The sequence below is a fragment of the Streptomyces sp. NPDC050619 genome (assembly GCF_040654815.1).
In the GTDB taxonomy this organism is placed as follows: Bacteria; Actinomycetota; Actinomycetes; order Streptomycetales; family Streptomycetaceae; genus Streptomyces.
In genome coordinates, this window is sequence record NZ_JBFAIR010000034.1 from 31158 (window position 1) to 56839 (window position 25682).

At 70.2% G+C, this 25682-nt stretch carries 22 protein-coding genes, 1 tRNA gene and 2 pseudogenes; 15 read left to right on the forward strand and 10 right to left on the reverse strand.

The features are described from left to right. Positions 1–48: 48 nt before the first annotated feature. On the reverse strand, positions 49–1311 hold the full coding sequence (locus tag AB0I77_RS40150; RefSeq protein ID WP_363287770.1) for an MFS transporter: 1263 nt from the start codon (positions 1309–1311) through the stop codon (positions 49–51). A 241-nt stretch (positions 1312–1552) separates the two neighbouring features. Beyond that, positions 1553–3088, reverse strand: coding sequence for a potassium/proton antiporter (locus AB0I77_RS40155; RefSeq protein WP_363287771.1), 1536 nt, complete (start codon positions 3086–3088; stop codon positions 1553–1555). Between the two features lie 241 nt (positions 3089–3329). On the opposite strand from AB0I77_RS40155, the gene AB0I77_RS40160 reads away from it, so the two are divergent. After that, positions 3330–6098 carry a penicillin acylase family protein gene (locus AB0I77_RS40160; protein WP_363287772.1) on the forward strand — a complete coding sequence of 923 codons (2769 nt, stop codon included), beginning with the start codon at positions 3330–3332 and terminating at the stop codon, positions 6096–6098. Between the two features lie 15 nt (positions 6099–6113). Here the strand turns inward: AB0I77_RS40160 and AB0I77_RS40165 are convergent, their stop codons facing one another. After that, on the reverse strand, positions 6114–6698 hold the full coding sequence (locus AB0I77_RS40165) for a 5-formyltetrahydrofolate cyclo-ligase (protein ID WP_363287773.1): 585 nt from the start codon (positions 6696–6698) through the stop codon (positions 6114–6116). A gap of 132 nt (positions 6699–6830) precedes the next feature. On the opposite strand from AB0I77_RS40165, the gene galU reads away from it, so the two are divergent. The 8 genes from galU (at position 6831) to AB0I77_RS40205 (ending at position 13206) form a co-directional block, all read left to right on the forward strand. Beyond that, complete coding sequence (galU, locus tag AB0I77_RS40170) at positions 6831–7733, forward strand: UTP--glucose-1-phosphate uridylyltransferase GalU (protein ID WP_363287774.1); 903 nt, start codon at positions 6831–6833, stop codon at positions 7731–7733. A 5-nt stretch (positions 7734–7738) separates the two neighbouring features. Next, positions 7739–9061 (forward strand): gephyrin-like molybdotransferase Glp, encoded by a 1323-nt coding sequence (gene glp, locus AB0I77_RS40175; RefSeq protein WP_363287775.1) that lies wholly within the window; start codon positions 7739–7741, stop codon positions 9059–9061. Between the two features lie 85 nt (positions 9062–9146). Further along, positions 9147–9626 (forward strand): cyclic pyranopterin monophosphate synthase MoaC, encoded by a 480-nt coding sequence (gene moaC / locus AB0I77_RS40180; protein ID WP_363287776.1) that lies wholly within the window; start codon positions 9147–9149, stop codon positions 9624–9626. Beyond that, positions 9623–10129 (forward strand): MogA/MoaB family molybdenum cofactor biosynthesis protein, encoded by a 507-nt coding sequence (locus tag AB0I77_RS40185; protein WP_363287777.1) that lies wholly within the window; start codon positions 9623–9625, stop codon positions 10127–10129. Before moaC ends, AB0I77_RS40185 begins: the two co-directional genes overlap by 4 nt. A gap of 20 nt (positions 10130–10149) precedes the next feature. After that, positions 10150–10788, forward strand: a complete 639-nt coding sequence (locus tag AB0I77_RS40190) for a GNAT family protein (protein WP_363287778.1) — start codon at positions 10150–10152, stop codon at positions 10786–10788. A gap of 172 nt (positions 10789–10960) precedes the next feature. Then, positions 10961–12298, forward strand: coding sequence for a gephyrin-like molybdotransferase receptor GlpR (gene glpR, locus AB0I77_RS40195; protein WP_363287779.1), 1338 nt, complete (start codon positions 10961–10963; stop codon positions 12296–12298). A gap of 109 nt (positions 12299–12407) precedes the next feature. Beyond that, a tRNA-Ala gene (locus AB0I77_RS40200) sits at positions 12408–12481 on the forward strand. Between the two features lie 182 nt (positions 12482–12663). Then, positions 12664–13206 (forward strand): DinB family protein, encoded by a 543-nt coding sequence (locus tag AB0I77_RS40205; RefSeq protein WP_363287780.1) that lies wholly within the window; start codon positions 12664–12666, stop codon positions 13204–13206. Here the strand turns inward: AB0I77_RS40205 and AB0I77_RS40210 are convergent. Further along, a pseudogene (locus AB0I77_RS40210) lies at positions 13202–15673 on the reverse strand (FtsX-like permease family protein); the annotation flags it as partial. The gene AB0I77_RS40205 and the pseudogene AB0I77_RS40210 overlap by 5 nt on opposite strands. After that, entirely contained in the window at positions 15667–16413 is a 747-nt protein-coding gene (locus AB0I77_RS40215; RefSeq protein WP_363287781.1) for an ABC transporter ATP-binding protein, read from the reverse strand. The pseudogene AB0I77_RS40210 and the gene AB0I77_RS40215, both read right to left, overlap by 7 nt. A 171-nt stretch (positions 16414–16584) precedes the next feature. Here AB0I77_RS40215 and AB0I77_RS40220 point away from each other — a divergent pair, with 171 nt between their 5' ends. Both AB0I77_RS40220 and AB0I77_RS40225 read left to right on the forward strand, forming a co-directional pair. Continuing rightward, complete coding sequence (locus AB0I77_RS40220; RefSeq protein WP_363287851.1) at positions 16585–17856, forward strand: sensor histidine kinase; 1272 nt, start codon at positions 16585–16587, stop codon at positions 17854–17856. Beyond that, positions 17817–18488, forward strand: coding sequence for a response regulator transcription factor (locus tag AB0I77_RS40225; RefSeq protein ID WP_363287782.1), 672 nt, complete (start codon positions 17817–17819; stop codon positions 18486–18488). The genes AB0I77_RS40220 and AB0I77_RS40225 overlap by 40 nt, the downstream gene beginning before the upstream one ends. A gap of 22 nt (positions 18489–18510) precedes the next feature. On the opposite strand, the gene AB0I77_RS40230 is transcribed toward AB0I77_RS40225, so the two are convergent. Further along, a complete protein-coding gene (locus AB0I77_RS40230; protein WP_363287783.1) occupies positions 18511–18987 on the reverse strand; it encodes a GNAT family N-acetyltransferase in 477 nt (158 codons plus the stop codon). A gap of 66 nt (positions 18988–19053) precedes the next feature. On the opposite strand from AB0I77_RS40230, the gene AB0I77_RS40235 reads away from it, so the two are divergent. Then, positions 19054–19857, forward strand: a complete 804-nt coding sequence (locus tag AB0I77_RS40235; protein WP_363287784.1) for an exodeoxyribonuclease III — start codon at positions 19054–19056, stop codon at positions 19855–19857. 62 nt (positions 19858–19919) lie between these two features. On the opposite strand, the gene AB0I77_RS40240 is transcribed toward AB0I77_RS40235, so the two are convergent. Beyond that, positions 19920–20225 (reverse strand): hypothetical protein, encoded by a 306-nt coding sequence (locus tag AB0I77_RS40240; RefSeq protein ID WP_363287785.1) that lies wholly within the window; start codon positions 20223–20225, stop codon positions 19920–19922. A gap of 7 nt (positions 20226–20232) precedes the next feature. Then, a complete protein-coding gene (locus tag AB0I77_RS40245; protein WP_363287786.1) occupies positions 20233–21570 on the reverse strand; it encodes a recombinase family protein in 1338 nt (445 codons plus the stop codon). A gap of 114 nt (positions 21571–21684) precedes the next feature. On the opposite strand from AB0I77_RS40245, the gene AB0I77_RS40250 reads away from it, so the two are divergent. From AB0I77_RS40250 to AB0I77_RS40260, 3 genes and pseudogenes are all read left to right on the forward strand, one after another. Continuing rightward, a complete protein-coding gene (locus tag AB0I77_RS40250; protein WP_363287787.1) occupies positions 21685–21984 on the forward strand; it encodes a VOC family protein in 300 nt (99 codons plus the stop codon). After that, on the forward strand, positions 21984–22481 hold the full coding sequence (locus AB0I77_RS40255; protein ID WP_363287788.1) for a DinB family protein: 498 nt from the start codon (positions 21984–21986) through the stop codon (positions 22479–22481). The genes AB0I77_RS40250 and AB0I77_RS40255 overlap by 1 nt, the downstream gene beginning before the upstream one ends. Positions 22482–22671: 190 nt before the next feature. Next, positions 22672–23868, forward strand: a pseudogene (locus AB0I77_RS40260) (ISAs1 family transposase). A gap of 168 nt (positions 23869–24036) precedes the next feature. On the opposite strand, the gene AB0I77_RS40265 reads toward AB0I77_RS40260, so the two are convergent. Both AB0I77_RS40265 and AB0I77_RS40270 read right to left on the reverse strand, forming a co-directional pair. Beyond that, on the reverse strand, positions 24037–24174 hold the full coding sequence (locus AB0I77_RS40265) for a hypothetical protein (RefSeq protein ID WP_363287854.1): 138 nt from the start codon (positions 24172–24174) through the stop codon (positions 24037–24039). Between the two features lie 842 nt (positions 24175–25016). After that, a complete protein-coding gene (locus tag AB0I77_RS40270) occupies positions 25017–25637 on the reverse strand; it encodes a MerR family transcriptional regulator (RefSeq protein ID WP_363287852.1) in 621 nt (206 codons plus the stop codon). Positions 25638–25682 lie beyond the last annotated feature (45 nt).

A 25682-nucleotide genomic window follows, 5' to 3' on the forward strand; every position in this document is an offset into this window, starting at 1 on the left:
CACTCAATGAGTGCTAAACGACGGTCCATAGTGACGTATTCCTGAGGATCAGTCCACTGTCACTGGCACTCGGTGACCCACGCCACGTGCGACGGTGCGGCTGCGGGGCCGTGTCGCGAGCCGTGAGCGCAGTGCCAGCAGGGTCGCCAGGGCGAGCAGCGTGCCGCCCATCGGCACCAGAAACCCGGCGCCGTCCCGGAAGCCGTCCTCCAGTTGCCCGGCGATCGTGACAGCCGCCGCCTGGCCGAGCGCGACCGCGCCGGTCAGCCAGGTGAAGGCCTCGGTGCGGGCGCCGGCCGGGACCAGGCTCTCGACCAGGGTGTAGCCGGTGATCAGGGCGGGCGCGATGCACATGCCGACGAGCAGGCCGAGGCCCGCCAGGACGAGCACCGAGTGGGCGGCCCACAGGCCGGAGGCGGTCAGCGTGAGGGCGGCGTACGCGACGACGAGGCGTCGCCGCGGGCCCACCTTCCAGGCGACGGCGCCGCAGACCAGGCCGGAGAGCATGTTGCCGGCGGCGAAGGTGCCGTACAGGACGCCATTCAGGCCGGGCTCGCCGATGGACTCGGTGAACGCGGCCAGGGAGACCTGCATACCGCCGAAGACGGAACCGATGCCGAGGAACGTCACGATCAGCACCCGCACTCCGGGGATGCGCAGCGCGGACGTGTGCTCCACGCGCGCGTGCCCGTCGAGAGTGACCGGGGGTTGTGTGCTCTTCGCCGCGGCGAACAGCAGGCCGCCGAGCAGTGTCAGCGACGCCTCGGTCACCAGGCCCGCGGCCGGGTCCACGGCCGTGCACAGCGCGGTGGCCAGCAGAGGGCCGAGGACGAAGGTCAGCTCGTCCGTGACGGACTCGAAGGCCGCAGCGGTCGGCATCAGGGGCGAGTCCTGGAGCCGCGCGCTCCAGCGGGCGCGCATCATGGGGCCGATCTGGGGTTGCGAGGCGCCCGTGGGCACGGCGGCCAGGAGCAGCGCCCACAGGGGCGCGTGGGACAGGGCGAGTGCGGTGAGGGCCAGACCCGACAGCGAGTGCGCGATCACGCCCGGGATCAGTACGACGCGCTGCCCGTAGCGGTCCGCGAGCCGGCCGCTGTAGGGCGCGAACAGTGCCATGGAGACACCGGTGACGGCCGCGGCGGCGCCCGCTGCGGCGTACGAGCCGGTGGTGTGCTGCACGAGCAGCACGATGGAGACGGTGAGCATCCCGAACGGCTGGCGTGCCGCGAAGCCGGGGAGCACGAAGGTCCAGGCGCCGCGGGTACGCAGCAGTTGTCCGTACCCGGGGCGGGAGGTGACCGTGGATGCCACGGCCCGTGCCTTTCTGCCGCCTGGTAGCGCGGCCCCCCCTTGTCGGGGTGGCGGGCACCGAGAGCTGTCCTCTTGCGCGGACTGCGGTAGATGCCGACGTGCGCTGCGAGGAGCGTCCCGGCCGCCATACGGTCGCGCCAGCCCTGCTTCAGGCAGAGTTGGTTCGATCAGGTGGCCCCATCGTACAGGGGTGCGAAAGCAGGGATACGAAAGCGCCTTAATGGCCGCCTTCGTCAGCGACTTAACGGCCGCCTTCGTCGCCGTTCATGCCCAGCCACCCCGCCAGCTTGCCGCCGCGTCCCACCGCGCGCAGCCGGCGCTCGGCCGCGTCGCGGACGGGGTCCGTGGCGACCACGAGGAGCTCGTCGCCCCGCCGCAGCACTGTCGTCGGAAGCGGAACAAACGATTCCCCGCCGCGTACGACCAAGGTGACGGCGGCCCCGGCAGGCAGGCGCAGCTCGTTGATCTCGACGCCGTGCATCTTCGACCCCTCAGGGATGGCGAAGGACAGCAGGTGTCCGCTCAGTCGCTCCAGGGGTGCCGACTCGATGCCGAGGTCGGCGGCCTCGGGCCCCTCGCCCAGGTGCAGCTTGCGGGCGAGCCACGGCAGGGTCGGGCCCTGGACCAGGGTGTAGACGACGACCAGGACGAAGACGATGTTGAAGATGCGGCGGCTGGACTCGACACCCTCCACCATCGGGATGGTGGCCAGGATGATGGGGACGGCGCCGCGCAGCCCGGCCCAGGACATGAGCGTCTGCTCCTGCCAGGGCACCCGGAACGGCAGCAGACTCAGCACGACGCCGAGCGGACGCGCCACCATCGTCAGCACCAGCCCGATGGCGATCGCCGGCCAGATGTCGTCGCCCAGCTCGTGCGGGGTGACCAGCAGGCCGAGCAGGACGAACATGCCGATCTGGGCGAGCCAGCCCAGCCCGTCGGCGAACCCGCGCGTGGCCGGCCAGTGCGGCAGCCGCGCGTTGCCCATCACCATCGCGGCGAGGTAGACGGCGAGGAAGCCGCTGCCGTGCGCCAGCGCGCCCGCCGCGTACGCGGTGACGGCGATGGCCATGACGGCGATCGGGTAGAGGCCGGAGGCCGGCAGTGCCACGTGCCGCAGGCCCCAGGACCCCAGCCAGCCCACCGCGAGGCCGATGGCGGCGCCGATGGTCAGTTCCAGGGCGATCTCGCCGAGTAGCGCGTACCAGTGTTCGATCGGGCCCGCCGTGGAGAAGGAGACCACGAGGATGACCACGGGGGCGTCGTTGAAGCCGGACTCGGCCTCCAGCGTGCCCGTCACGCGCGCGGGGAGGGGAAGTTTGCGCAGCACCGAGAAGACGGCCGCCGCGTCCGTCGAGGACACCACCGCTCCGACGATGAGCGCCTGGCGCCACTCCAGGTCGATCAAGTAGTGCGCGGCCGTCGCCGTGACCCCGACGCTCACCGCGACCCCGACCAGCGCCAGCGTGGAGGCGGCCGGCAGGGCCGGCTTGATCTCCTTCCACTTCGTGCCCAGACCGCCCTCGGCCAGGATCACGACGAGGGCCGCGTATCCGATGACCTGGGTCAGTTCGGCGTTGTCGAAGCGGATGTCGCCGATGCCGTCCTGGCCCATGGCGATGCCGATCCCCAGGTAGACGAGCAGGCTGGGGAGCCCGCTGCGCGAGGAGATCCGGACCGCTGCCACAGCGACGAGCAGGACGAGCGAGCACAGGAGCAGGAGCTGGTTGAGGTCGTGGACAGTCAGCGGCCGTTCCCTTCCCTGGCCCACGCGCATCACGCGCGCGTGGGCTCATGTACATAGGACACGAAGTCGTGCTGCTCCGCATCCAAGTACTTCGTTACCTTACCTAACTCTTGACGATTTCTTGACGCTTTGCCGATCATGATCGAACGCCCGTGCGCGCGGGTTCCCGACTCCGCGTCAAGTGGCGCCGGGCCCTGCGCCTATGGTTGCTCCAGCGTTCAGTCAAAAGCACGGCCCGCCCGCCGCGAGCGTTAGGACAGCAAGGACAGCGATGCCCCCCAATACCACCGCCTCATCGGGTCAGCGGCCCGGCAAGTCCGGCAGGAAGAAGGGGCGCAAGGCCCGTCTGCTCGTCTTTGTCCTGGTGCTGGCCCTCATCGGAGGCGTCGCCTACGGGGCGTACTGGTCCATCAGCACCGTCCGTGCCTCGTTCCCGCAGACCAAGGGCTCCACCACCCTGGACGGCCTGTCGGGCCCCGTGGACGTCGAGCGCGACAGCTACGGCATCCCGCAGATCTACGCCTCCTCCGACACGGACCTGTTCATGGCGCAGGGCTACGTCCAGGCGCAGGACCGGTTCTACGAGATGGACGTGCGCCGTCACATGACCTCCGGGCGCCTGTCGGAGATGTTCGGCAAGAAACAGGTCGACAACGACGAGTTCCTGCGCACGCTGGGCTGGGACCGGGTCGCGAAGGAGGAGTACGACAAGACGCTGTCGGCCTCCACCAAGAAGTACCTCCAGGCCTACGCCAAGGGGGTCAACGCCTACCTCCAGGGCAAGAGCGGCAAGCAGATCTCCCTGGAGTACGCGGCCCTCGGCTTCAAGAACGACTACAAGCCCGCGAAGTGGACCCCCGTCGACTCCATCTCGTGGCTGAAGGCGATGGCCTGGGATCTGCGCGGCAACATGCAGGACGAAGTCGACCGCGCCCTGATGACCAGCCGCCTCGGCCCCCAGCAGATCGCCGACCTGTACCCGCAGTACCCGTACAGCCGCAACCAGACGATCGTCCAGCAGGGCCAGTACGACGAGCTGACCGGGACCTTCGAGGGCAACGACAGCGCGTCCGGCGGCACGTCCACGAGCGGCACGAGCGGCACCGTGGCGGGCACGTCGTCGTCCTCGGCCACGTCCGCCCTCCAGAGCCAGCTCTCGGGCCTCCAGAAGGTCCTGGACGACGTCCCGACGGCCGTCGGCGTGAACGGCAACGGCATCGGCTCCAACTCCTGGGTGGTGGCCGGGAGCCACACCATCAGCGGCAAGCCGCTCCTCGCCAACGATCCGCACCTGTCGGCCTCGCTGCCGTCCGTCTGGTACCAGATGGGCCTGCACTGCCGCACGGTCTCCAGCAAGTGCCCGTACGACGTCACCGGCTACACCTTCGCGGGCATGCCCGGCGTGGTCATCGGCCACAACCAGGACATCGCCTGGGGCATGACCAACTCCGGCGTCGACGTCACCGACCTCTACCTGGAGAAGCTCACCGGCGACGGCTACCTGTACGACGACAAGGTCAAGCCCTTCACCACGCGCGAGGAGACCATCAAGGTCGCCGGCGGCGCCTCCAAGAAGATCGTCGTCCGGCAGACCAGCGACGGGATGCCGCTGCTGTCCGATCGCAACGACGAACTGGTGAAGGTCGGCAAGAAGGCCACCGTCGACACCGCCGCACCCGACCGCGGCGACGGCTACGGCATCGCCCTGAAGTGGACCGCGCTGGACCCGGGCACCTCCATGGACGCCGTCTTCGCGATGGACAGGGCGACCGACTGGAGCGGCTTCCGCAAGGCCGCGTCCCTGTTCGACGTGCCCTCGCAGAACCTCGTCTACGCCGACACCAAGGACAACATCGGCTACACCCCGCCCGGAAAGATCCCCACGCGCGCGGAGGGCGACGACGGCAGGCTCCCGGCGCCGGGCTGGGACTCCAAGTACAAGTGGACCGGGTACATCGCGCAGGACCAGCTGCCCTACGAGTACAACCCGAAGCGGGGCTACATCGTCGCCGCCAACCAGGCCGTGATCGACAGCGACAAGTACCCCTACACGCTCACCACGGACTGGGGCTACGGCACCCGCAGCCAGCGGATCACCGACCTGATCGAGTCGAAGATCAAGGGCGGCGGCAAGATCTCCACCGACGACATGCGTCAGATGCAGCTGGACAACAGCAGCGAGATCGCCAAGCTGCTCGTGCCCAAGCTGCTGAAGATCGACGTCGACGACAAGGACGTCCGTCAGGCGCAGGAGCTCCTCGAGGGCTGGGACTACACCCAGGACGCCGACTCGGCCGCGGCCGCCTACTTCAACGCGGTGTGGCGCAACATCCTCAAGCTGGCCTTCGGCAACAAGCTGCCCAAGGAGCTGCGGGTCAAGGGCCAGTGCCTGTGGGTGGACCCGGTCAACACCACCGGACCCGCGGACGACACCGGCAAGGTGCGCGAGTGCGGCGAGCGCGACGCCGACCAGGCGCAGCCGGACGGCGGCGACCGCTGGTTCGAGGTCGTGCGCAACCTCATGAACGACGAGAACAGCGACTGGTGGAAGACGCCCAAGTCGGGCACCCGCCCCGCGGCGAACAACCGTGACCAGCTGTTCAAGCGCGCGATGATCGACGCCCGCTGGGAGCTGACCGCCAAGCTCGGCAAGGACATCGACACCTGGAACTGGGGCCGGCTGCACCGTCTGTTCCTGAAGAACCAGACCCTGGGCACCGACGGCCCCGGCTTCCTGAAGTACATGCTCAACCGCGGCCCGTGGAAGCTCAGCGGCGGCGAGGCGGCCGTCAACGCGACCGGCTGGAACGCGGCCGGCGGCTACGGCGTCGTCTGGGTGCCGTCGATGCGGATGGTGGTCAACCTCGGCGATCTCGACAAGTCGAAGTGGATCAACCTCTCCGGCGCCTCCGGGCACGCCTACAGCGCCCACTACACCGACCAGACGAACAAGTGGGCCAAGGGCGAGCTGCTGGACTGGTCCTTCTCGGACAAGGCGGTCGAGGACAGCACGAGCGACACCCTGGTACTGAAGCCGTGAGCCGCTGAGGGCGGTTCAGGAGCCGTGCCGGAAGCGGCGCACGCCCGACGGCGTCACCACCGCGTGCACCGGCCGGTCGTGCGCCTGCGCGGGCACACGCTCGACGACCTCCGTGTCGTAGAGCAGCACCACCAGCGAGGGGTGGGCGCCCGCGCGCTCCAGACGGGCGAGGACGCGGTCGTACGATCCTCCGCCGCGCCCCAGACGCATGCCGCGCGCGTCGACCGCCAGCCCGGGCAGCAGCACGACCTCGGCGGCGGTCACGGCGTCCGGGCCCAGGCGCTCCCCGCCGGGCTCGAACAGGGCCATCTTCTGGCCGTGTTGGACACGCGCGAGGGAGCCCTCGCCGGTGTACGTGCCCCAGTCCAGGTCGTTGTCGGGCAGCAACGTTGGGAGCAGGACGTGCACGCCCCGGGCGCGCAGCGCGTCCAGCAGCGCGAGCGTTCCCGGTTCGCTCCCCACGGAGACGTACGCCGCCACCGTGCGCGCATGCGCCAGTTCGGGCAGCTCCAGCGCCCGCCCGGCCAGCGCGGCGGCCGCTTCCCGCACGTCATCGGCCGTCAACCTGTTCCTCACCGAGAGGAACTCTCGCCGCAACATTCGCTTGTCAGGCTCGGCCGGACGTCCGAAGTGACTCAATGGTTGTACCCGTACCCTTTCAATACGCTCATATGAGAGCTAATTAACCGGAGCTACAGATTCCCTGCAAAGGCACCGGATAAGGTTGCGCGCATGACTCAGTCGCACCCTCGGATCAGCAAGGCTGTCATCCCCGCAGCAGGCCTGGGCACCCGGTTCCTGCCGGCCACCAAGGCCACTCCCAAGGAGATGCTGCCGGTCGTCGACAAGCCGGCGATCCAGTACGTGGTCGAGGAGGCCGCGTCCGCGGGCCTCGATGACGTCCTCATGATCACGGGACGCAACAAGCGCCCCCTGGAGGACCACTTCGACCGCAACTACGAGCTGGAATCGGCCCTTCAGAAGAAGGGCGACGCCGACCGGCTCGCGAAGGTGCAGGAGTCCAGCGACCTCGCCACCATGCACTACGTCCGCCAGGGCGACCCCAAGGGGCTGGGTCACGCCGTCCTGTGCGCCGCCCCGCACGTGGGCCACGAGCCCTTCGCCGTCCTCCTCGGCGACGACCTGATCGACCCGCGCGACCCGCTGCTCAAGCGGATGGTCGAGGTCCAGGAGCAGCGCGGCGGCAGCGTGATCGCGCTCATGGAGGTCGCGCCCGAGCAGATCCACCTCTACGGCTGCGCGGCCGTCGACCTCACCGACGACGCGGACGTCGTCCAGGTGACCGGCTTGGTCGAGAAGCCGGACGCGGCGGACGCCCCGTCCAACTACGCGATCATCGGCCGCTACGTCCTCGACCCGCACATCTTCGACATACTCCGCAAGACCGAGCCCGGCCGCGGCGGTGAGATCCAGCTCACCGACGCCCTCCAGCAGCTCGCCGACGACGAGAAGATCGGCGGCCCCGTGCACGGCGTCGTCTTCAAGGGCCGCCGCTATGACACCGGTGACCGCGGCGACTACCTGCGTGCCATTGTCAGACTCGCATGCGAACGTGAAGACCTGGGCCCGGACTTCCGGACCTGGCTTCGCAGTTACGTAGCCGAGGAGATGTAGCCACGTTGAGCAGCGCCGCGCCCCGCACCACCGGCCAGGACCACCTGTGGTCGGTGGGCGAGCACCTGGAGGACATCCTCGCGACCGTCCGCCCCCTCGAACCCATCGAGCTGCAACTCCTCGACGCCCAGGGCTGCGTCCTGGTCGAGGACGTCACGGTGCCTCTCTCCCTGCCGCCGTTCGACAACAGCTCCATGGACGGGTACGCGGTGCGGGTCGCGGATGTCGCGGGCGCGAGCGAGGAGTTCCCCGCCGTCCTGGACGTCGTCGGGGACGTCGCGGCGGGCCAGGCCGACCTCCTCCAGGTCGGCCCCGGCCAGGCCGCCCGCATCATGACCGGCGCCCCGCTGCCGCCCGGCGCCGAGACCGTCGTCCCCGTGGAGTGGACCGACGGCGGCCTCGGTGAGGGCCCGGTCACCGGGATGCGCGCCCGCGCCCTGGCCCCCGAGGGCGCCGAGGGACAGGTGCACGTGTACCGGCCGGCCGAGGCACGCGCGCACGTGCGCGCGAAGGGCAGCGACGTGAAGGCCGGGGACCGCGCCCTGGAAGCGGGCACCGTCCTCGGCCCGCCGCAGATCGCGCTGCTCGCCGCGATCGGCCGCGGCACCGTACGCGTGCGCCCGCGCCCGCGCGTGGTCGTCATGTCCACCGGCAGCGAACTCGTCCAGCCCGGCGAGGAACTCGGCAGCGGCCAGATCTACGACTCCAACAGCTTCGCCCTCACCGCCGCCGCCCGCGACGCCGGCGCCATCGCCTACCGCGTGGGCGCCGTCGCCGACGACGCCGAAACGCTCCGGTCCACCATCGAGGACCAGCTCGTCCGCGCCGACCTCATGGTCACCACGGGCGGCGTGAGCGTCGGGGCGTACGACGTCGTCAAGGAAGCGCTGTCGCACGTCGGCGACGAGGACGAGCCCGGCAGCGGCATCGAGTTCCGCAAGCTCGCCATGCAGCCCGGCAAGCCCCAGGGCTTCGGCTCCATCGGCCCCGATCACACCCCGCTGCTCGCGCTCCCGGGCAACCCGGTGTCGTCGTACGTCTCCTTCGAGCTGTTCGTACGCCCCGCCATCCGCACCCTGATGGGCCTCGACGACGTCCACCGGCCGACGACCAGAGCGACCCTGAGCGCGAGCAAGCCGCTGACCTCGCCGAAGGGCCGCCGGCAGTTCCTGCGCGGGACGTACGCCGACGGCACGGTGACCCCCGTCGGCGGCGCCGGATCCCACCTGGTCGCGGCCCTCGCGCACGCGGACGCGCTGATCGTCGTCCCCGAGGACGTGGAGTCCGTCGAGCCCCGGACCGAGGTCGAGGTCGTCCTGCTCGGCTGAGCGGTCCTGCTTGGCGGTACCGTGTCGCGCACAACAGGCCCGCGCGCCGCACCGCGGCGGGCCCGGACCGGGAGCGCCACACAGTATGAGTACGCAGGACGGACTGACGCACATCGACGAGGCGGGCGCCGCCCGCATGGTCGACGTATCCGGGAAGGACGTGACCGCACGCACCGCCCGCGCCAGCGGACGCGTCCTCGTCTCGCCCCGCGTGGTCGAGCTGCTGCGCGGAGAGGGCGTCCCCAAGGGCGACGCCCTGGCCACCGCGCGGATCGCGGGCATCATGGGAGCCAAACGCACGCCGGACCTGATCCCGCTGTGCCACCCCTTGTCGGTGTCCGGTGTGACACTGGACCTGTCGGTCGCGGACGACGCCGTGGAGATCTGGGCCACGGTGAAGACCACCGACCGCACGGGCGTCGAGATGGAGGCCCTCACCGCGGTCTCCGTCGCCGCGCTCACCGTGATCGACATGGTCAAGGCGGTCGACAAGGGAGCGGTCATCACGGACGTTCGGGTGGAGGAGAAGACGGGCGGCAAGTCCGGTGACTGGAGCCGGTCATGACGTATCGCGCTCTTGTGGTCACCGCTTCCAACCGGGCCGCCTCCGGGATCTACGAGGACAAGGGCGGCCCGCTGATCGCCGACGGCCTGAAGCGGTTCGGGTTCGTCGTGGACGGCCCGCAGGTCGTGCCCGACGGCGACCCGGTGGAGGCCGCCCTGCGCGCCGCCGTCGACGTGGCGTACGACGTCGTCCTCACCACCGGCGGCACCGGCATCTCGCCCACCGACCGCACGCCCGAGGCGACCCGCGAGGTGATCGACTACGAGGTGCCGGGCATCGCGGAGGCCATCCGCGCGTTCGGACGGGAGAAGGTGCCGACGGCGGCGCTCTCCCGGGGCCTGGCCGGAGTGGCGGGGCGGACACTGATCGTCAATCTGCCGGGCTCCTCCGGCGGCGTGAAGGACGGACTGGCCGTTCTGGAGCCCCTGTTGGCGCACGCCGTCGACCAGATCCGCGGCGGAGATCACTCCAGACCCGCCGCCGGCAGTGGGGGTGCGAGCTGAACAGCCCATCCTGGCCCGTCGTGCTGGCGGACGGCGATGTCGTCCTCCGGCCGATAAAGATGCGCGACCAGCGGGCTTGGCGCGAGGTCAACCGGCGCAACCGGGACTGGCTGCGGCCCTGGGAGGCGACCATTCCGCCGCCCACGCCGAGTGGACCGATAGCGCACCGGCCGACCTACCGCCAGATGGTCCGCCATCTGCGGGCCGAGGCGAACGCGGGCCGGATGCTGCCGTTCGTCATCGAGTACCAGGGGCGGCTGGTCGGGCAGCTGACGGTCGCCGGAATCACCTGGGGCTCGATGTGCTCGGGCCATGTCGGCTACTGGGTGGACGAATCGGTGGCCGGCCGCGGCGTGATGCCGACGGCCGTGGCACTCGTCGTGGACCACTGTTTCCGAACCGTCGGTCTGCACCGCATCGAGGTCTGCATTCGCCCCGAGAACGGACCCAGCCGCCGGGTGGTGGAGAAACTCGGATTCCGCGAGGAGGGGCTGCGCCCGCGCTATCTCCACATCGACGGCGCCTGGCGCGACCACCTAGTCTTCGCACTCACCGCGGAAGAGGTGCCCGACGGGTTGCTGAGGCGCTGGCAGCGGGCACGATCCAGGAACACCTCTCCCGGCCCCTCCTCGGCACCGCACAACGCACCGGGAAATTGAATAAACGTTCGAAAATGATCGGTGGATGACCATCTCGGAGCAATGAATTCTCGACCTGGGCGGCCTGTTGATCGCATCGGTCACAAAAAAAGCTCGAAATATCAGCCAGATCGTGCGACACACCGGCGCAATTGGCAGATGGCCTCACGCAAACCCCTCTACCGTGTGAGGCGTGAGCAGCAGCGGCCTCATCTACGCAGTCATTGTCGGGGCCTGGGCCGCCTACTTGGTGCCGATGTGGCTCCGTAGGCAGGACGAGCTGAATGAGGCCCGTCCGACGGAACGCTTCAGCACTGCCATCCGGTTGTTGTCCGGACGGGCGGGGATGGAGCGCCGATACGCCAAGGACCTGCGGGCGCGCTCCACCGAAGAGGGGGAGTCCAGCGCCGCCGACCCGGGCACGGTCACCGATTCGGTGGACGTCCGGGCCTTCGCCATGCCTCCGAGCCGGCCACGGGCACAGGCGTCGGTTCAACCGCAGAGTTCGGGGCGCGCGGTCCCGGCGCGCGAGCCGGCGCGTGATGCGGTGCGCGAACCCGTGCGGGAATCGGCGCGCGACTCCGGGCGGGATGCGGTACGGGACCCCGCCGCGCGTGCGTCTGGACGGGGCTCGGCGCGTGGGTCGGCACGTGAAGAGACGGACGCTTCGGCGCTCGAATCGGGTGCCGGTGCCGGTAGCGCACCGGCGCGGAAGCGGGTGCCGGCCCCTCGGCGCAACCCCTCGGCGGAGGCGGCCGCGGCGCGCGCTCAGCGCTCGAAGGTGCTCGCGCGCCGTCGGCGCACCACAGTCATGCTCTTCCTCGCCTTCACGCTCGGCGCGATCGTCGCCGCGGTCGGCGGGCTCACGTTCCTGTGGGCGCCTGGCGTGCCCGCCGTCATGCTCAGCGTGTACATCGCGTACCTGCGCTCCCAGGAGCGCCGGCGCTTCGCCTACCAGATGGACCGGCGCCGGGCCGAGGCCGCCGCGCAGCGACTGCGCGAACGCGCACGCCAGCCGCGCCGGCGCGCCTCCGTCGACGCGAGCGTGGACGGCGAGGAGCCGGAAGAAGTCCCGGAGCCGCTGACGGACCCCGGGCTGTCGGCGCTCGCCGCCGACCGGCGTGCGCTGGTCGAGCAGACCGACCACGCCGAGTGGGTCGACCAGCAGCGCGAGCGGGAGCACCGGCCAGGACACGGGGACAGCTGGGACCCGGTACCGGTACCGCTGCCGACGTACGTGACCGCGCCGGTCGCCCCGCGCGCCACCGCCGACGTGGACCTGGGAGCGCCGGACGCGTGGAGCTCGGCACGGTCCAGCGCCGTCGCACCGGAGCAGGAGGCGCCGCCTGTCGCACGGGACGGAGGATCGGAGGAGCAGTCCGCCGACGCGGACGCCGACGCCGATCCGGGGGCCGAGGGCCGCACCGACGCCCGCCGCGCCGCCTCCGCCCGCCGCGCCCGCGAGCGCGGCCGCACACCGCTCTTCGACCAGTACGAGGACGGCGACCGGCCACGGGCCGCCAACGAGTGACCCGGGCCGGGGCCGGCCTCCGCCGAGGCCCCCGGAGTGCGGCCCCTGACCAGCCGGGAACGGATTTCCAGGCACCCGGACGGGGATGCTAGAGTTTCCTTCGTTGCAAGGGCCTGTGGCGCAGTCCGGTAGCGCACCTCGTTCGCATCGAGGGGGCCAGGGGTTCGAATCCCCTCAGGTCCACCGCAGCTCAGAGCCCCAGTCGGAGAGATCCGACTGGGGCTCTTCGGTGTTCGTACAGCAACTAGCCAAATATTCAGTGGCGGACGGCTCCTGCGCCGGTTCACCATGCTCGTATGGTCTCAGGTGAGCACGCCAGTGAACCATCGGGAACTCGGTGGACGCGGTCAACCGTCTTTCCCGACATGTGGGTTGATCCGGACGACGACCCGCGCGAGAGCGATGTCGAGATCGTCGACGAGCGCAGCACGCTGCTCGAGGGCCTGCGGCACTACCGCCTCACCCTGGAAATGAAATGTGCGGGCCTGGACGCCGAACAGATGGCCCGGCGCTCCGTACCGCCGTCCACGATGTCCCTGCTCGGGCTGGTGCGGCACTTGGCCGAGGGGGAACGGCACCTTCGCCGGGTGATGGCCGGCGAGGACACGCCGAGGCTGTACCGCACCGACGAGGACCGCGACGCCGAGTGGAACGGCGCGATCGCCGACCCGGCGGTCGTGGAGGACGCCTGGCGGCAGTGGCGGGCAGAGGTGGAACTCACCGACCGCTTCATAGCCGACGTCACCGACCTCGGGACCCTGAACGCAGGCTTCTCCGACTTCGGCCCCGAACCCGGCGGACAGGTGCAGCTTCGCGACGTCCTGGCGGCGCAGATCGGGGAGTACGCGCGACACTGCGGCCACGCCGACCTCCTGCGCGAGCGGATCGACGGCCGAGTGGGCCAATGACCTGACGGCCCAGGGCAACGGCCGCCTGGATCACCGTGGAGAGCACGGCCAGGAGTGCGCAGGCCGCCGTCGCCGCGCCCAGGGCCGGCCAGGGGAAGTGGATCGGGGCCTGTACGGACAACAGGTGCAGGGCGCTCCACATGCCGAGCAGGTTGAGGGCGGTGACGAGCAGGCCCAGCACCGTGCCGACCGCCACCACCGTCAGGGCCTCCGCGGCGACCAGGCGCAGGAGTTGGCCGCCGGTGGCCCCCGCCAGCCGTAGTGCCGTCAGGTCGCGTGCGCGGTCGGAGGTTGCCATGACCAGGGTGTTGGCGAGGGAGATGGCGGTGTAGAGGAGGGCTATGCCGAGGATCAGGAGGAGGCCTGGCCGGGTTGCCCTGTCGGGGTGGGGTGTGACGGCAGTGATCCACTCCGCCCTGGTGAGGATCTGTCCACCGCCAGGTCCGCCAGGTCCACCAGGTCCACCAGGTCCACCAGGTCCACCAGGTCCACCAGGTCCCGCCCGTCGTATGCCCGCCTCCACTGCCCTCGCGTCCGCCCCCGGCCTCACCCGCACGTCGACTCGGTCCACGGGGGCGTGCGGGGCGTTGGCCGGGGTGATGTACGCGCCGTTGTCGCCGGTGCCGGTGGACATCACCGCGGCGATGCGGAGGGATCTGCGGGTGCCGTCGCCGAGCCAGACCGTCACGTGGTCGCCGACCGTGTGGCGGGCCCATTCCTCGTTGACGATGATCGAGTCGTCGTCGAGGTCGGTGACGCGGCCCGACGAAAGGGGCAGGCGAACGGTCGCGGCCAGTTGTTCCGGATCGGCCGCCCGGGCCTCGGACTTGATGAGGGCCACGTCGTCCTCCAGGACGTACACGGCGCTCGCCGCGCTCGCCGAGACCTCGGCGCCGGGCACCGCGCGCAGCCGCCGGACGGCTGCCGGGTCGAGGCCGTCGGGAGACGACACCACGAAGTCGGCGACGGTCCGCTGTCGTATCTCCGTCGCCTTCGCTCCGCTCAGGGTCGCGGTGGCGCCCAGCAGTGAGCCCGTCAGGGCGATCAGGACCAGGACGGGGGCCGCTACGGCGGCCGTGCGGCGGATGTCGGTGGTGGTGTTCTCGCGGATCAGCATGGCGTAGGCGCCCGGCAGGCGGCCGGCCGGGAGCCGGGTGAGCAGGCGGGTCAGGGGGCGCACCAGGGCCGGGGACAGCAGGGCGACCGCGGTGATCAGGAGCATGGGGCGGCTGATGTACGTCTTGCGGTGGAGGAGGTCGCCCGGGTCGGTCAGCAGCGCCAGGGTCAGGGTCGCCGCCGCGGTCAGGAGCAGGGCCGTACCGCTCAGCAGGCGGCCCCACGTGATCGTGCCGGTGTCGGCGGACGCCTCGCGCAGGGCTTGGACGGGGGCGGTTCGGCCGGCCCGCCAGGACGCGGCCGTCACTCCGCACAGGGCCACCAGCAGACCCGTCCAGAAGGACACGTGGTACGGCCAGACGTGGTCCGTGATGGTGAACCAGGGCGGTGCCAGGCCCTCGGTCACGACCCGGGCGGCCAGGTGCGGGGCGGCGTACGCGCCGGCTGCGCAGCCCGCCGCCGACGCGAGCACGCCGACGAGCAGGGCCTCCAGGGCCACCGTGCGGCGGATCTGGGCCGGGGTGGCGCCCGCGGTGCGCAACAGGCCGAACTCCTGGCGCCGCTGGGCGACCGCGAAGGCGAACGTGGACGCCACGACGAACACCGATACGAACCCGGCGACCCCGCCGGCCGTGCCGAACAGGGCGTTCAGCGCGGTCAGCGCCTCGCGGTCCCGGTCCGGGCCGGCGTCCGCGAGTCGCCGCGCGTCGCCGGTGAGGACGCTCAGGCCCGGGGCTGTCCGCCGTACCGCATCCGCATCCGCGTCCACGGCCAACTGGGTGCTCACCGGTGACAGATGGGCCGCGCGGGTGTCCGTGTAGAAGAGGGCGTTCTCGAAGCCGAGGCCGGGGACCGTCCCGACCACGCGTACGGTGCCCGAGGCGGTGTGCAGGCGTCTGCCTACGGTCGTCCAGTCGCCGGTGGCGACGACCTCGTCGGCGGCCCTCGGGGCGCGGCCCGCGTTCAGCTCGTACGGGGCGAACGCGGCCGTCGACCATGGGTGGCCCACCAGGTCGGCGGGGCCGCCCGGGGCCCGTACGGCGAAGGTGCGGTCCTCGACGACCGTGCCGAGGGTGCGCAGCGCGGCGATGGTCCGGGGCGGGACGGGGCGGGGGTGCGCCAGCTTCTGGGTGCGGTCGCCGATGGGGGTGGGCACGTGCAGGGTGTCCTGCCCCTTGACCACGACCGGCGCCGCCGCGAACCGCTCCGGCCGCCGCTCGGGGGCGTCGAGGGAGGAGGCCAGGGCCAGTCCCATCACGGTGAGCAGCGCGACACCGAGGGACAGGGCCACGAAGGTGCCGGTGAAGGTGATCCAGCGGGTGCGCAGGGTGTGGAGGGCGAGGCTCAGCACGGCACGGCCTCCAGCGTCGTCAGGTGCGCGGCGATCTCGCCGGCCGAGGCCCTGACGCGTCCGCCCAGTTCCCCGCTCACCCGCCCGTCCACGAGAAAGACCACGCGGTCGGCATACGAAGTGGCCACCGGATCGTGGGTCACCATCACGACCGTCCGGTCCTCGGCGTCGACCATGGTGCGCAGCAACGACAGCACCTCACGCCCCGTCCGCGAATCCAGCGCCCCCGTCGGCTCGTCCCCGAACAGCACCTCGGGGCGGGTGATCAGAGCGCGGGCCAGGGCGACGCGTTGCTGCTGGCCGCCGGACAGCTGGGCGGGGCGGAGCCCGGTCCGGTCGCCCAGGCCGACCCGGTGCAGCGCGGCACGGACCTCGGCCTTCGGAGGGCGCCGGCCGGCCAGGCGCAGGGGCAGGGCGACGTTCTGCGCGGCGGTCAGGGAGGGCAGCAGGTTGAACGCCTGGAACACGAAGCCGACGCGTTCCCGGCGCAGCAGGGTCAGCCTGCGCTCACTCAACGCCGTCAGCTCCGTGTCGCCGAGGCACACCGTGCCCGAGGTGGGCCGGTCCAGGCCGGCGGCGCATTGCAGCAACGTCGACTTGCCCGAGCCGGACGGGCCCATGACGGCGGTGAAGGTGCCGGTGGGGAACGCGAGCGAGATGTCGTCGAGTGCGGTCACGCCGCTGTCGCCCGCCCCGTACCTCCTGCTCACGGCCCGCAGTTCGATCGCGTTGGGTCTCATCTCCGCGTCTCCTCCCACTGGTTCGATGTCACTGGGATCACCAAACCGCGCGACCGGCCCTGAAGCAGTGCGGCAGGGACGAGACTTGGGGTAGGGCCAGGCATACCTCCGGGCCTCCGCCTGAGCCCATGGTCACGCCCCGGCCCGGCTTCTACGGTGATCCCCATGAGCATGTGGCGGGCCCTCAGCGGCCGTGGGTACTTGGCGTCTGTGTGGCCCTGGCGTGCGGTCGCCTACCTCACGAGCGGCGCGCTGCTCGGAGCCGTCGTCCTCGTGGCGGTCGTCTGCGGGCTCGTGGCCGGCGGCGTGCTCGCCGTCGTACTCGTCGGGCTGCCGCTGCTGGTGCTCACCGCGCTGGCCGGGATCCCTGTGGCCGCCGTGGAGCGGTGGCGGCTGCGGATGGTCGGGGTGGTGACAGGGACCGGCGGCGACGGTCACCGCGTGCCCGACCGGCCGGGCCTGCGCTCCTGGCTGGTGACGCGGCTGAGGGAGGCGGTGACCTGGCGGGAGTTGGCGTACGCCGTGCTGTTCGGGCTGGTGCTCTGGCCGCTCGATGCGCTGGCCGTCGTCCTCGCGGCCGGGGTTCCGCTGGCCATGGTCGCGGTGCCGGTGCTGGTCGCCGCCGACGGTGAGGCGAAGGTGGCCAAGCTGTGGACCGTCGACACCTGGGCGGGGGCGTTCGGGTCCGCCGCGCTCGGGCTTGTCCTGCTGGTGGGCGGCGCCTACGTGCTGGGGGTCCTCGCCGGTGCGCGTGCCGAGTTGGCTCGGGCCCTGCTCACCACCAAGGACGGCGTCACCGAACTCGCGCGTTCCCGGGTGCGGTTGGTGGACGCCTTCGAGGCGGAGCGGCGGCGTATCGAACGCGATCTGCACGACGGGGCCCAGCAGCGCCTGGTCGCGCTCAGCATGACCCTCGGCCTGGCCCGCCTGGACGCCCCGCCCGACGGTCCACTCGCCGAGCAGCTCGCCAAGGCACACGAAGAGGCCGGGCAGGCGCTCGCGGAGCTGCGCGAGCTCATCCACGGCATCCACCCCAAGGTCCTCGCCGACTACGGCCTCGAAGCCGCCGTCGCCGACGCGGCAGACCGCAGCCCGGTGCCGGTGGACGTGGACCTGCACCTCCCCGACCGGCTGCCCCAACCCGTCGAATCCGCCGCGTACTTCGTCGTGTCCGAGGCCCTCGCGAACGTGGCCAGGCACAGCGGGGCGAGCCGCGCCGTAGTCAGCGGCGGGCACGCGGACGGACGGCTGACACTCCACATCCGCGACGACGGACGCGGCGGCGCCGACAGCGCGCACGGCACCGGACTGACCGGTCTCGCCGACCGGGTGTCGGTGCTCGATGGCAGACTCGGCCTGACCAGCCCGCCGGGCGGACCGACCTTGCTGCGAGTGGAGATTCCTTGCCGACCGACAGACCGAGCGACAGCCCCCTCCGCATAGCCCTCGCCGAGGACAGCGTGCTGCTGCGCGAGGGACTCATCGGTCTGCTCACCCGCTTCGGTTGCGACGTGGTCGCCGCCGTCGGCGACGCGGACGCCCTCCTCGCCGCCGTCGCCGAGCACGAGCCCGACATCGTCGTCACGGACGTACGCATGCCGCCCGGCTTCCAGGACGAGGGGCTGCACGCGGCCGTGCGGCTGCGGGAGGAGCGGCCCGGGCTGCCGGTGCTGGTGCTCAGCCAGTACGTGCAGCGGGCGTACGCCGCCGAGCTCCTCGACTCCGGCGACGGCAGCGGCGTCGGCTACCTGCTCAAGGACCGGGTGGGCCAGGTGGAGCAGTTCGTGGACGCGCTGCGGGACGTCGCGGGCGGCGGCACGGTCGTCGACCCCGAAGTCGTACGGCAGTTGCTGCGCCGCCGGCGGGATCCGCTCGCGCGGCTCACCCCGCGCGAGCGGGAGGTGCTGGCGCTGATCGCGGAGGGGAAGTCGAACGGCGCGATCGCGCGGGCGCTGGTGGTGTCGGAGGCGGCCGTCGGCAAGCACATCGGCAGCATCCTCACCAAGCTGGACCTGCCGCCGGCGGACGACGTCCATCGCCGGGTGCTGGCGGTGCTCGCCTTTCTGCGCGCCTGAGTTCACAGCTGCGCGCCTGAGTTCACAGCTGCTTCGCGAAGCACCGGCTCGTCTCGTGGAACCGGTAATAACCGAACTTGCCGCAGGGCTCATAGCCGCTGGAGGTGTACAGGGCTATCGCCTCCGGCTGCTCCAGGCCGGTCTCCAGGACCATGCGTCTGCGGCCGGCCGCGCGGGCGTCCTCCTCCAGGGCGGCCAGCATGCGGCGGGCCAGGCCCCGGCCGCGCATCGCGTCTATGACGTACATCCGCTTGAGCTCGGCGTCCCCGTCCTGGTTGCCCTCGCCGTTGTCGTCCTGGGTGCGCCAGCCGCCCGTGGCGACGGGGGCGTCGCTCTCGTCGTACGCGATCAGGTACACGCCGTGCGGCGGCTCGAAGTCGGTCGGATCCAGGGGCGTGGCGTCGCCGCCGTCGCCGTAGCGGACGTGGTACTCGGCCTGGACCTGGTCGTTGAGCTTGACGGCGTCGGGGTGGTCGAAGGAGACGCGACGTATATCCATGCCGACCACCGTATATCAACTCATTTCGAAGCTGGACCTGTTCCAGTGTGCCGGTATCGTGCCCGGGTGCTCACTGTGACCTCTGTCAATGTCAACGGGTTGCGTGCCGCCGCGAAGAAGGGCTTCGTGGAGTGGCTCGCCGACACCTCCGCCGATGTGCTCTGCCTCCAGGAGGTGCGCGCGGAACCGCACCAGCTGCCCGAGCACGTCCGCACCCCCGACGGCTGGCACGTGGTGCACGCACCCGCCGCCGCCAAGGGCCGGGCCGGCGTCTCCCTCTACACCCGCCGCGAACCCGACCGGGTACGGGTCGGCTTCGGCTCGTCGGAGTTCGACGGCAGCGGGCGCTACGTCGAGGCCGACCTGCCCGGCGTCACGGTCGCCTCCCTCTACCTGCCCTCCGGCGAGGTCGGCACCGTCCGGCAGGACGAGAAGATCCGCTTCATGGGCGAGTTCCTCGCCCACCTCAAGGACCTGCGCGAACGCGCCGCCGCCGACGGCCGCGAGGTCCTCGTCTGCGGCGACTGGAACATCGCCCACCAGCAGGCCGACCTCAAGAACTGGCGGGGAAACCAGAAGAACTCCGGGTTCCTGCCTCAGGAGCGGGAGTGGCTGGGGCAGGTCTTCGATCCGGCGGGCGGCGGGTACGTCGATGTCGTACGGGCGCTGCATCCGGAGGTGGAGGGGCCGTACTCGTGGTGGTCGTATCGGGGGCGGGCTTTCGACAACGATTCAGGTTGGAGGATCGACCTGGCCGTGGCGACCCCGGGGCTCGCGACGCGCGCCGTCAAGGCGGTCGTGGAGCGAGCGGCCAGCCATGACGAGCGCTGGTCGGACCATGCTCCGGTGACGGTGGTCTTCGAGATGTGACGAGGACGGCGCGAGGCGTTCCGGGAATGTCTCGCGCCCCCGCGCCGTCCTCCTGCCTGAAGTCAGTTGTTTTGTCGTGTGCCGAGTCGTTCACCGAGTGTGAAGGTCAGGCGTGAGGTGTCCGGTGCCAGCCGGGCGGGGCCACCACCGCATCGGCCCTTGGCCACGGTGACGCGGGTGCCGCTTTCGAGGAGAAGTTCCCGGGAGACGGTCGCGTCCGTGCCCAAGGCCTCGTAGTAGCGGTCGACCGTGTACTCCTCGAGCCAGTCGGACCGCATCGCTGCGGGGGCTGCGCACATCTCACCGCGCGCCGTTGCGCGGCACGCGTAGTCGCCGTATGGATAGCCCTTCCGTACGCCGAAGTACATGCGCCCCTCACAGCCTGAACAGTGCGCAATGCCAGTGAGCAATGCACTTGTCCGGCTCCTTGGGGCCCGCGTGCCATTGGAACGCGCCAGAAGGGCGTTTTTGCAGCGTGCGGAACTCCTCGTCGGACAGCAATGGCGGGCCGATGAGCACGGGGGCGCCGGAGGCATCGCGGACTGTCTGCCCTCCGTGCGTCCGATGACCCACCAATGACGGGCTGCGCAGCACTTTCGACAGAGTGCCCGAGGTCCAGCGGAATCGTTCAAAGTTACGTCCGTGGCGACGCCCGCCCATGGGACGTCCTTGGAGCTGGGCGTGGCGATCACGTGGCACGGGCACGCCCGCTTCGTTGAGTTTTTGTGCGATGGCGAGCAGCGACAGTCCTGCACGTACGTCTTCCACGATCATGCGGACCAGCGCGGCGGTCTCGGGGTCGGGGGCCAGGCACCAACCGCTGCCCGAGGGGTGTGGTGCCTTTCGGTAGCCGAAGGGGACCAGCCCGCCTCCGTAGCGACCGGCCGCGCGCAGCGCTTCGTGAGAGCTGGTGAGCCGGGCGGAGATAGTACGGGCTTCTTGCTCGGCATCGTGGGCCAGGTCCATGCACCGCCGGATGATGGATCCGTCCGCCTGCGGTGTCACTACGAGCGGTTGGTCGGCTTCCGGCATTACGAAGACGAGTGTCCGGGCGTACTGCCGTCCCCAGGTGATCAGTTCGGCCATGTGCGCCACCGACCGCACGGCGCGATCTACGTGTGACCATACGACAGCCTCATAGTCGTGAGGTCGATACAGCCAGAAGGACAGGGACGGCCTCTCGAACGGGGACGTCCCACGAGCCGAGACGCCGAGGTCCGACGCCTCGGCGACCAGGGTGAAGCCGAGCCTTTCTACGGCGAGTTGGATGGCAGAGCGCTGTCGATTCGGCGAGGTGGTCGCACTGGTGAGGCAGCTGAGCCGCAGGGCGGCGAGGGCCCTCGGCCGTCCTGCGGAGGGTGCGTGAGATGGGGTGGACAGAGCTGGTTGGGGGCTACGCTGGGGCACGTCGACGCTCCTTGCAGTGTCGGCCATACCCCGGGGCTGGTAGGACAGCCGCCGGGGCCTTTTCGATCTCACTCTCGGAGTGCGAACGCGATTCCGTCGGCAGTTGCCTGCAATGTGCCTCGATGGAGTGAAAGTCCATGGAACGGATGACAGTTGAGGAACTCTCGTTCCACACCTTGCGGCAGGGCCCCGGCATTCAGGCGGGTTGTCCCGGTCTACGGTGATCGGCAGGGCAGGAGAGGGGCCGTCTCCGCGGCGGACCCTGATTGTCACCACTGCCGTATACGGTATGGGCGTGCGCATCATTCGAAATCTTGTTCAAGGGAGAGGTGTAGCCATGGAGCCCTGGTTCAAGGGCATCGGACCCGTCACGTTGTTCATCGAAGATCTGGTAGAGAGAAGAAGTTCTACGAGGACATCTTGGGCCTGGCGGCGGTCTTCGAGGACGCCGACTCGGTCGTTTTCGACTTCGGCAACACCTTCGTGAACCTGTTGAAGTCCTCCCAGGCCAGTGAGCTGGTCGAGCCCTCGAAGGTCGCGGAGCCCGAGGCCGGAGCGCGCTTTCAGATCACGATCGAGGTGGAGGATGTGGACGCAGTGTGCGAGAAACTCGCGGGACGCGGGGTGAAGCTCCTCGACGGTCCCCAGGACCGGCGCTGGGGCATCCGGACCGCCTCCTTCGCCGACCCGTCGGGCCACGTCTGGGAGATCGCCAAGTAATGTCCAACACCGAGATGATGACGCTGCTGGGCTTCCTGAACGACAAGCGCAAGCACGTCCTGGGCACCCTCGAGGGTCTCGATGACGAAGCGCTTCGGCGCCCGGTGCTACCGTCCGGCTGGACCTGCCTGGGCCTCGTGCACCATCTCGCCCTGGACGACGAGAAGTTCTGGTTCCGCGCCGTCGCGGCGGGCGAGCGGGTCGCCATCGATGAGATCCTGGGCTCCGAGGACGACGCTTGGAAGCTTGCGCCGGAGAAGTCGGCACAGGAGATTTTCGCCTTGTACCGCAAAGAGAGCGAGCTCTCCGACGCGATCCTCGCCGGCGCCGACCTGGACGCGCCCACGCCCTGGTGGCCGGACTTCTTCGACGGCTGGCGCTACGACAGCCTCCGCGAAGTCGTCCTGCACGTGATCACAGAGACCGCGACCCACGCCGGGCACCTCGACGCCGTCCGGGAGCTCATCGACGGAAAACAGCGGCTCGTCATCACCTGACCGCCCCCCGGCTCCCGGGCGAGCTGCCTTGAAGTCGTGTGCGCAGGGAGGGAGTTCGGCCCCCGGCCCCGGCATTCAGGCGGGTTGTCCCGGTGCACAGTGACCGGCAGGGCAGGAGGGCGGGAAGCGAGCGGACACGGCCCCTTGTGGACCATGGAAGTGTCGAAGCTTCACGATCTGCAAGGATGCCGTGTCCGTTCCTCCATCATCTCCCACGTCCGCTGCCATACCGTCAGCGGCCCCGCATCCGGGGCCAGACCGAGCCCGGGACGAGGACGTCGCCCTGCTGCTGGCCGAGTTCGCCCGCATCCCCGATCCCCGTGCCGAGCGCGGGCGCCGCTTCCCGCTGCCGTCTCTCCTGGCGTTGTCCGTGTGCGCGCTGACTCCGGCGGGCCACGACTCGCTCACCGCGGCGGCCGAGTGGTGAAGGCGCGCCACCGACGCCGAACTCTCCGCGTTCCAGTCCCGTACGACCTGGTCACGGGCGGCTACCGCGTGCCAAGCGAGAAGACTCTCCGGCGGGTGCTGGGCCTGCTCGATCCGGCTCGCCTGAGCACCGCCGCCTTCGCCTACCTGCGCCCCCTGCTGCCTGAGCCCGGACAGACCAGCAGCCACCGCCGTGCCACGCCGGACGGGCTCGACGAGCGCGAACACGGTTGCCGCCATGAGACCGCGGGCCGAGAGTGCCCCACCCCGCGTCGCCGGGCGATCGCGGTCGACGGCACATGCCTGCGCGGGCGCCCGCCGCCCCCCGACGGCAGCCGCGTCTTCGTCCTCTCGGCCGTCACTCACGGCGACGGCATCACCCTCGCCTCCCGCGAGATCGCCGCCAAGACCAACGAAATCCCCGAGTTCGCCCCGCTCCTCGACCAGATCGACGACACCGACTTGGCTACGCGATCGTCACCGTGGATGCCCTGCACGCACAACGGCATCACGCCACCTACCTGGTCGAACAGCGCGGCGCCCACTACCTGTTCACGATCAAGGGGAACCAGAAGAAGCTCGCCCGCCAGTTGCACACCCTGCCCTGGAAGGACATCCCCGTCGTCCACCGCGACGACTCCACCGGCCACGGCCGCAGCGAACGCCGACTCATCCAGGTCGCCACCGTCAACAACCTGTTGTTCCCCCAGGCCCGCGAAGTCCTGCGCATCCAGCGCAGGCGGCGTGTGGCCGGGCAGAAAACACCGTGCACTGGTGCCGCGATGTCACCTTCGGCGAGGACACCAGCCAGGTCCGCCGCCACCGCACCCCTGCCGTCCTGGCCGTCCTGCGCGACCTGATCCGTTCCGCCCTCAAGCTCGCCGGCCGGGCCAACATCGCCGCCGCCCGACGCGCCCACGCCGACCGGCACCGCGTCCTCGCGCTCTACGGACTCACATGATCACGAACCTGGACATCCAACCTGAACGCCGGGGCCCTGCACCTTGCGGCCGAACCGACTGCGTGCTCATGAAGGTGGCGTCTCGCCTCTGGCTTCCCAATGACGTTTCCAAGAGGCGCTGGTGACAGGAGGTATGACTTGGTAGCACCGTCGGTCCCGGATCAGGGGTCACAGGACATTGACGCGTCGCCGGGCGAGGGCGAGGACGGCTTGGACGTGGCGTTTGCCCTCGGCTCTCTTGCGGTCGTAGAACCGGCGCGAATGGGGGTCGCTGCGGATGTTGACGAGTGCGAGGAAGTTATTCACTTCTTTGATTAGCGCGATCATTTCTCTGCTCTGCTCGGCCCAGTAATGACCGGTCGTCTCCGCTCTGTCATTTATGGACTCGAAATGTTCATTTAGTCGCTCATGGATGCTAGCGAAAGCGCGACCGAGGCGATCATCGCTCTCGTAAAGTCGTAGGAACGCATAGGAAACGTTCGTGTCCGCGTACCTCCGTGAGAGGTCGGCAAGCATCAACTCTGTTGGATCAGCCACTTCTTGCCCCCATATTCTCTGCCTGTATTAGACGGCTACCTCAATTGCTAATGAGCATTGAGGGTGCGCCTTCCCTTTTTTCTGTGTAGCCAGGTTAAGGTGCGATGGGAGGTGACGGGATGAGAATCCAGGAAGAGGCTACGGGGAGTCGCCCTCCAACCACTCATCCCAGCTCCCATCCCCTCTGCCGTCGACCCACGCCCGCTCGGCTCTGCCTGGGGCGACGGCAGACGGGATGGGAGCTCCCCCGCGCACGCCACACTCGGTCGGCACTCGCGAACGGCGCCCCGTCCATCCCGGATGCAGGAGCTCCCTCGCCGGAGGCATCGTCTTGACCGTGGTTGCGTTCGTGCGGTGATCGCCCTTCATTGCCCGGCTTATTCCACTCGTGGGCGTGCGTAGGCGCAGCGCCCGCAGCGCGGGCCGGAGGCAGAGCGCGGAGGGCGGCGGAGCCGTGAGCGCGCCCCGGCGGAGCGGAGCGCAGCCGGGCTTGGTGGATGCAGGGAAACTCTGTCCGCGAGGCGTTCTCGCCGGAAGCGTTCTGCTCTACCGGTTGATCTTTTGGCTTGGAGGCAGATGAACGGCTCCGGGCCGGGCGTGCTTGCTGATGTCTACGACCGCTTCCTGAGCCGCCGGTCCAGCGCCAACGACAGCTCCGCGTCCACCACGCTCCGCGCCAGCGGACGTAGTCGCTGGAGGTCCTCCTCGGAGGCGTGCCGTAGCACCAGTTCCGCGAACAACTCCGCCAGTGTGTCCGCGTGTTCGCGGACGCGTCGGCCCGTCTCCAGGACGTCCGCGAGTGGGATGCCCTCGTGGACCAGGGCCGAGGAGACGTCGAGGAGGCGGCGGCTGATGTGGACTATCTCCTCGCCGTCGGTGCCCAGGTAGCCGAGTTCCAGTGCGGCGGCGAAGTTCTCCGGGGTGACCTGGCCGGCGAAGCGGTCGGCGAGTTCCTCGGGGGTGAGGTGGACCGGGACCTCCTCGGTGGGGGAGTCCATGCCGAGCAACTCGCCCACGTTGCGGCCGTTGTCGAAGGCCTCGGCCAGTTCCGCGATGCCGTTCAGGGTGTGGCCGCGTTCCAGGAGCGCCGAGATGGTGCGCAGGCGGGCCAGGTGATGGTCGTCGTACCAGGCGATGCGGCCCTCGCGGCGGGGTGGCGGGATCAGTTTGCGTTCGCGGTAGAAGCGCAGGGTGCGCACTGTGATGCCGGCCTCCCTGGCCAGCTCCTCCATGCGGTATTCACGCGTCTGTGCCACGTCCGCAGCCTATGTCGTACC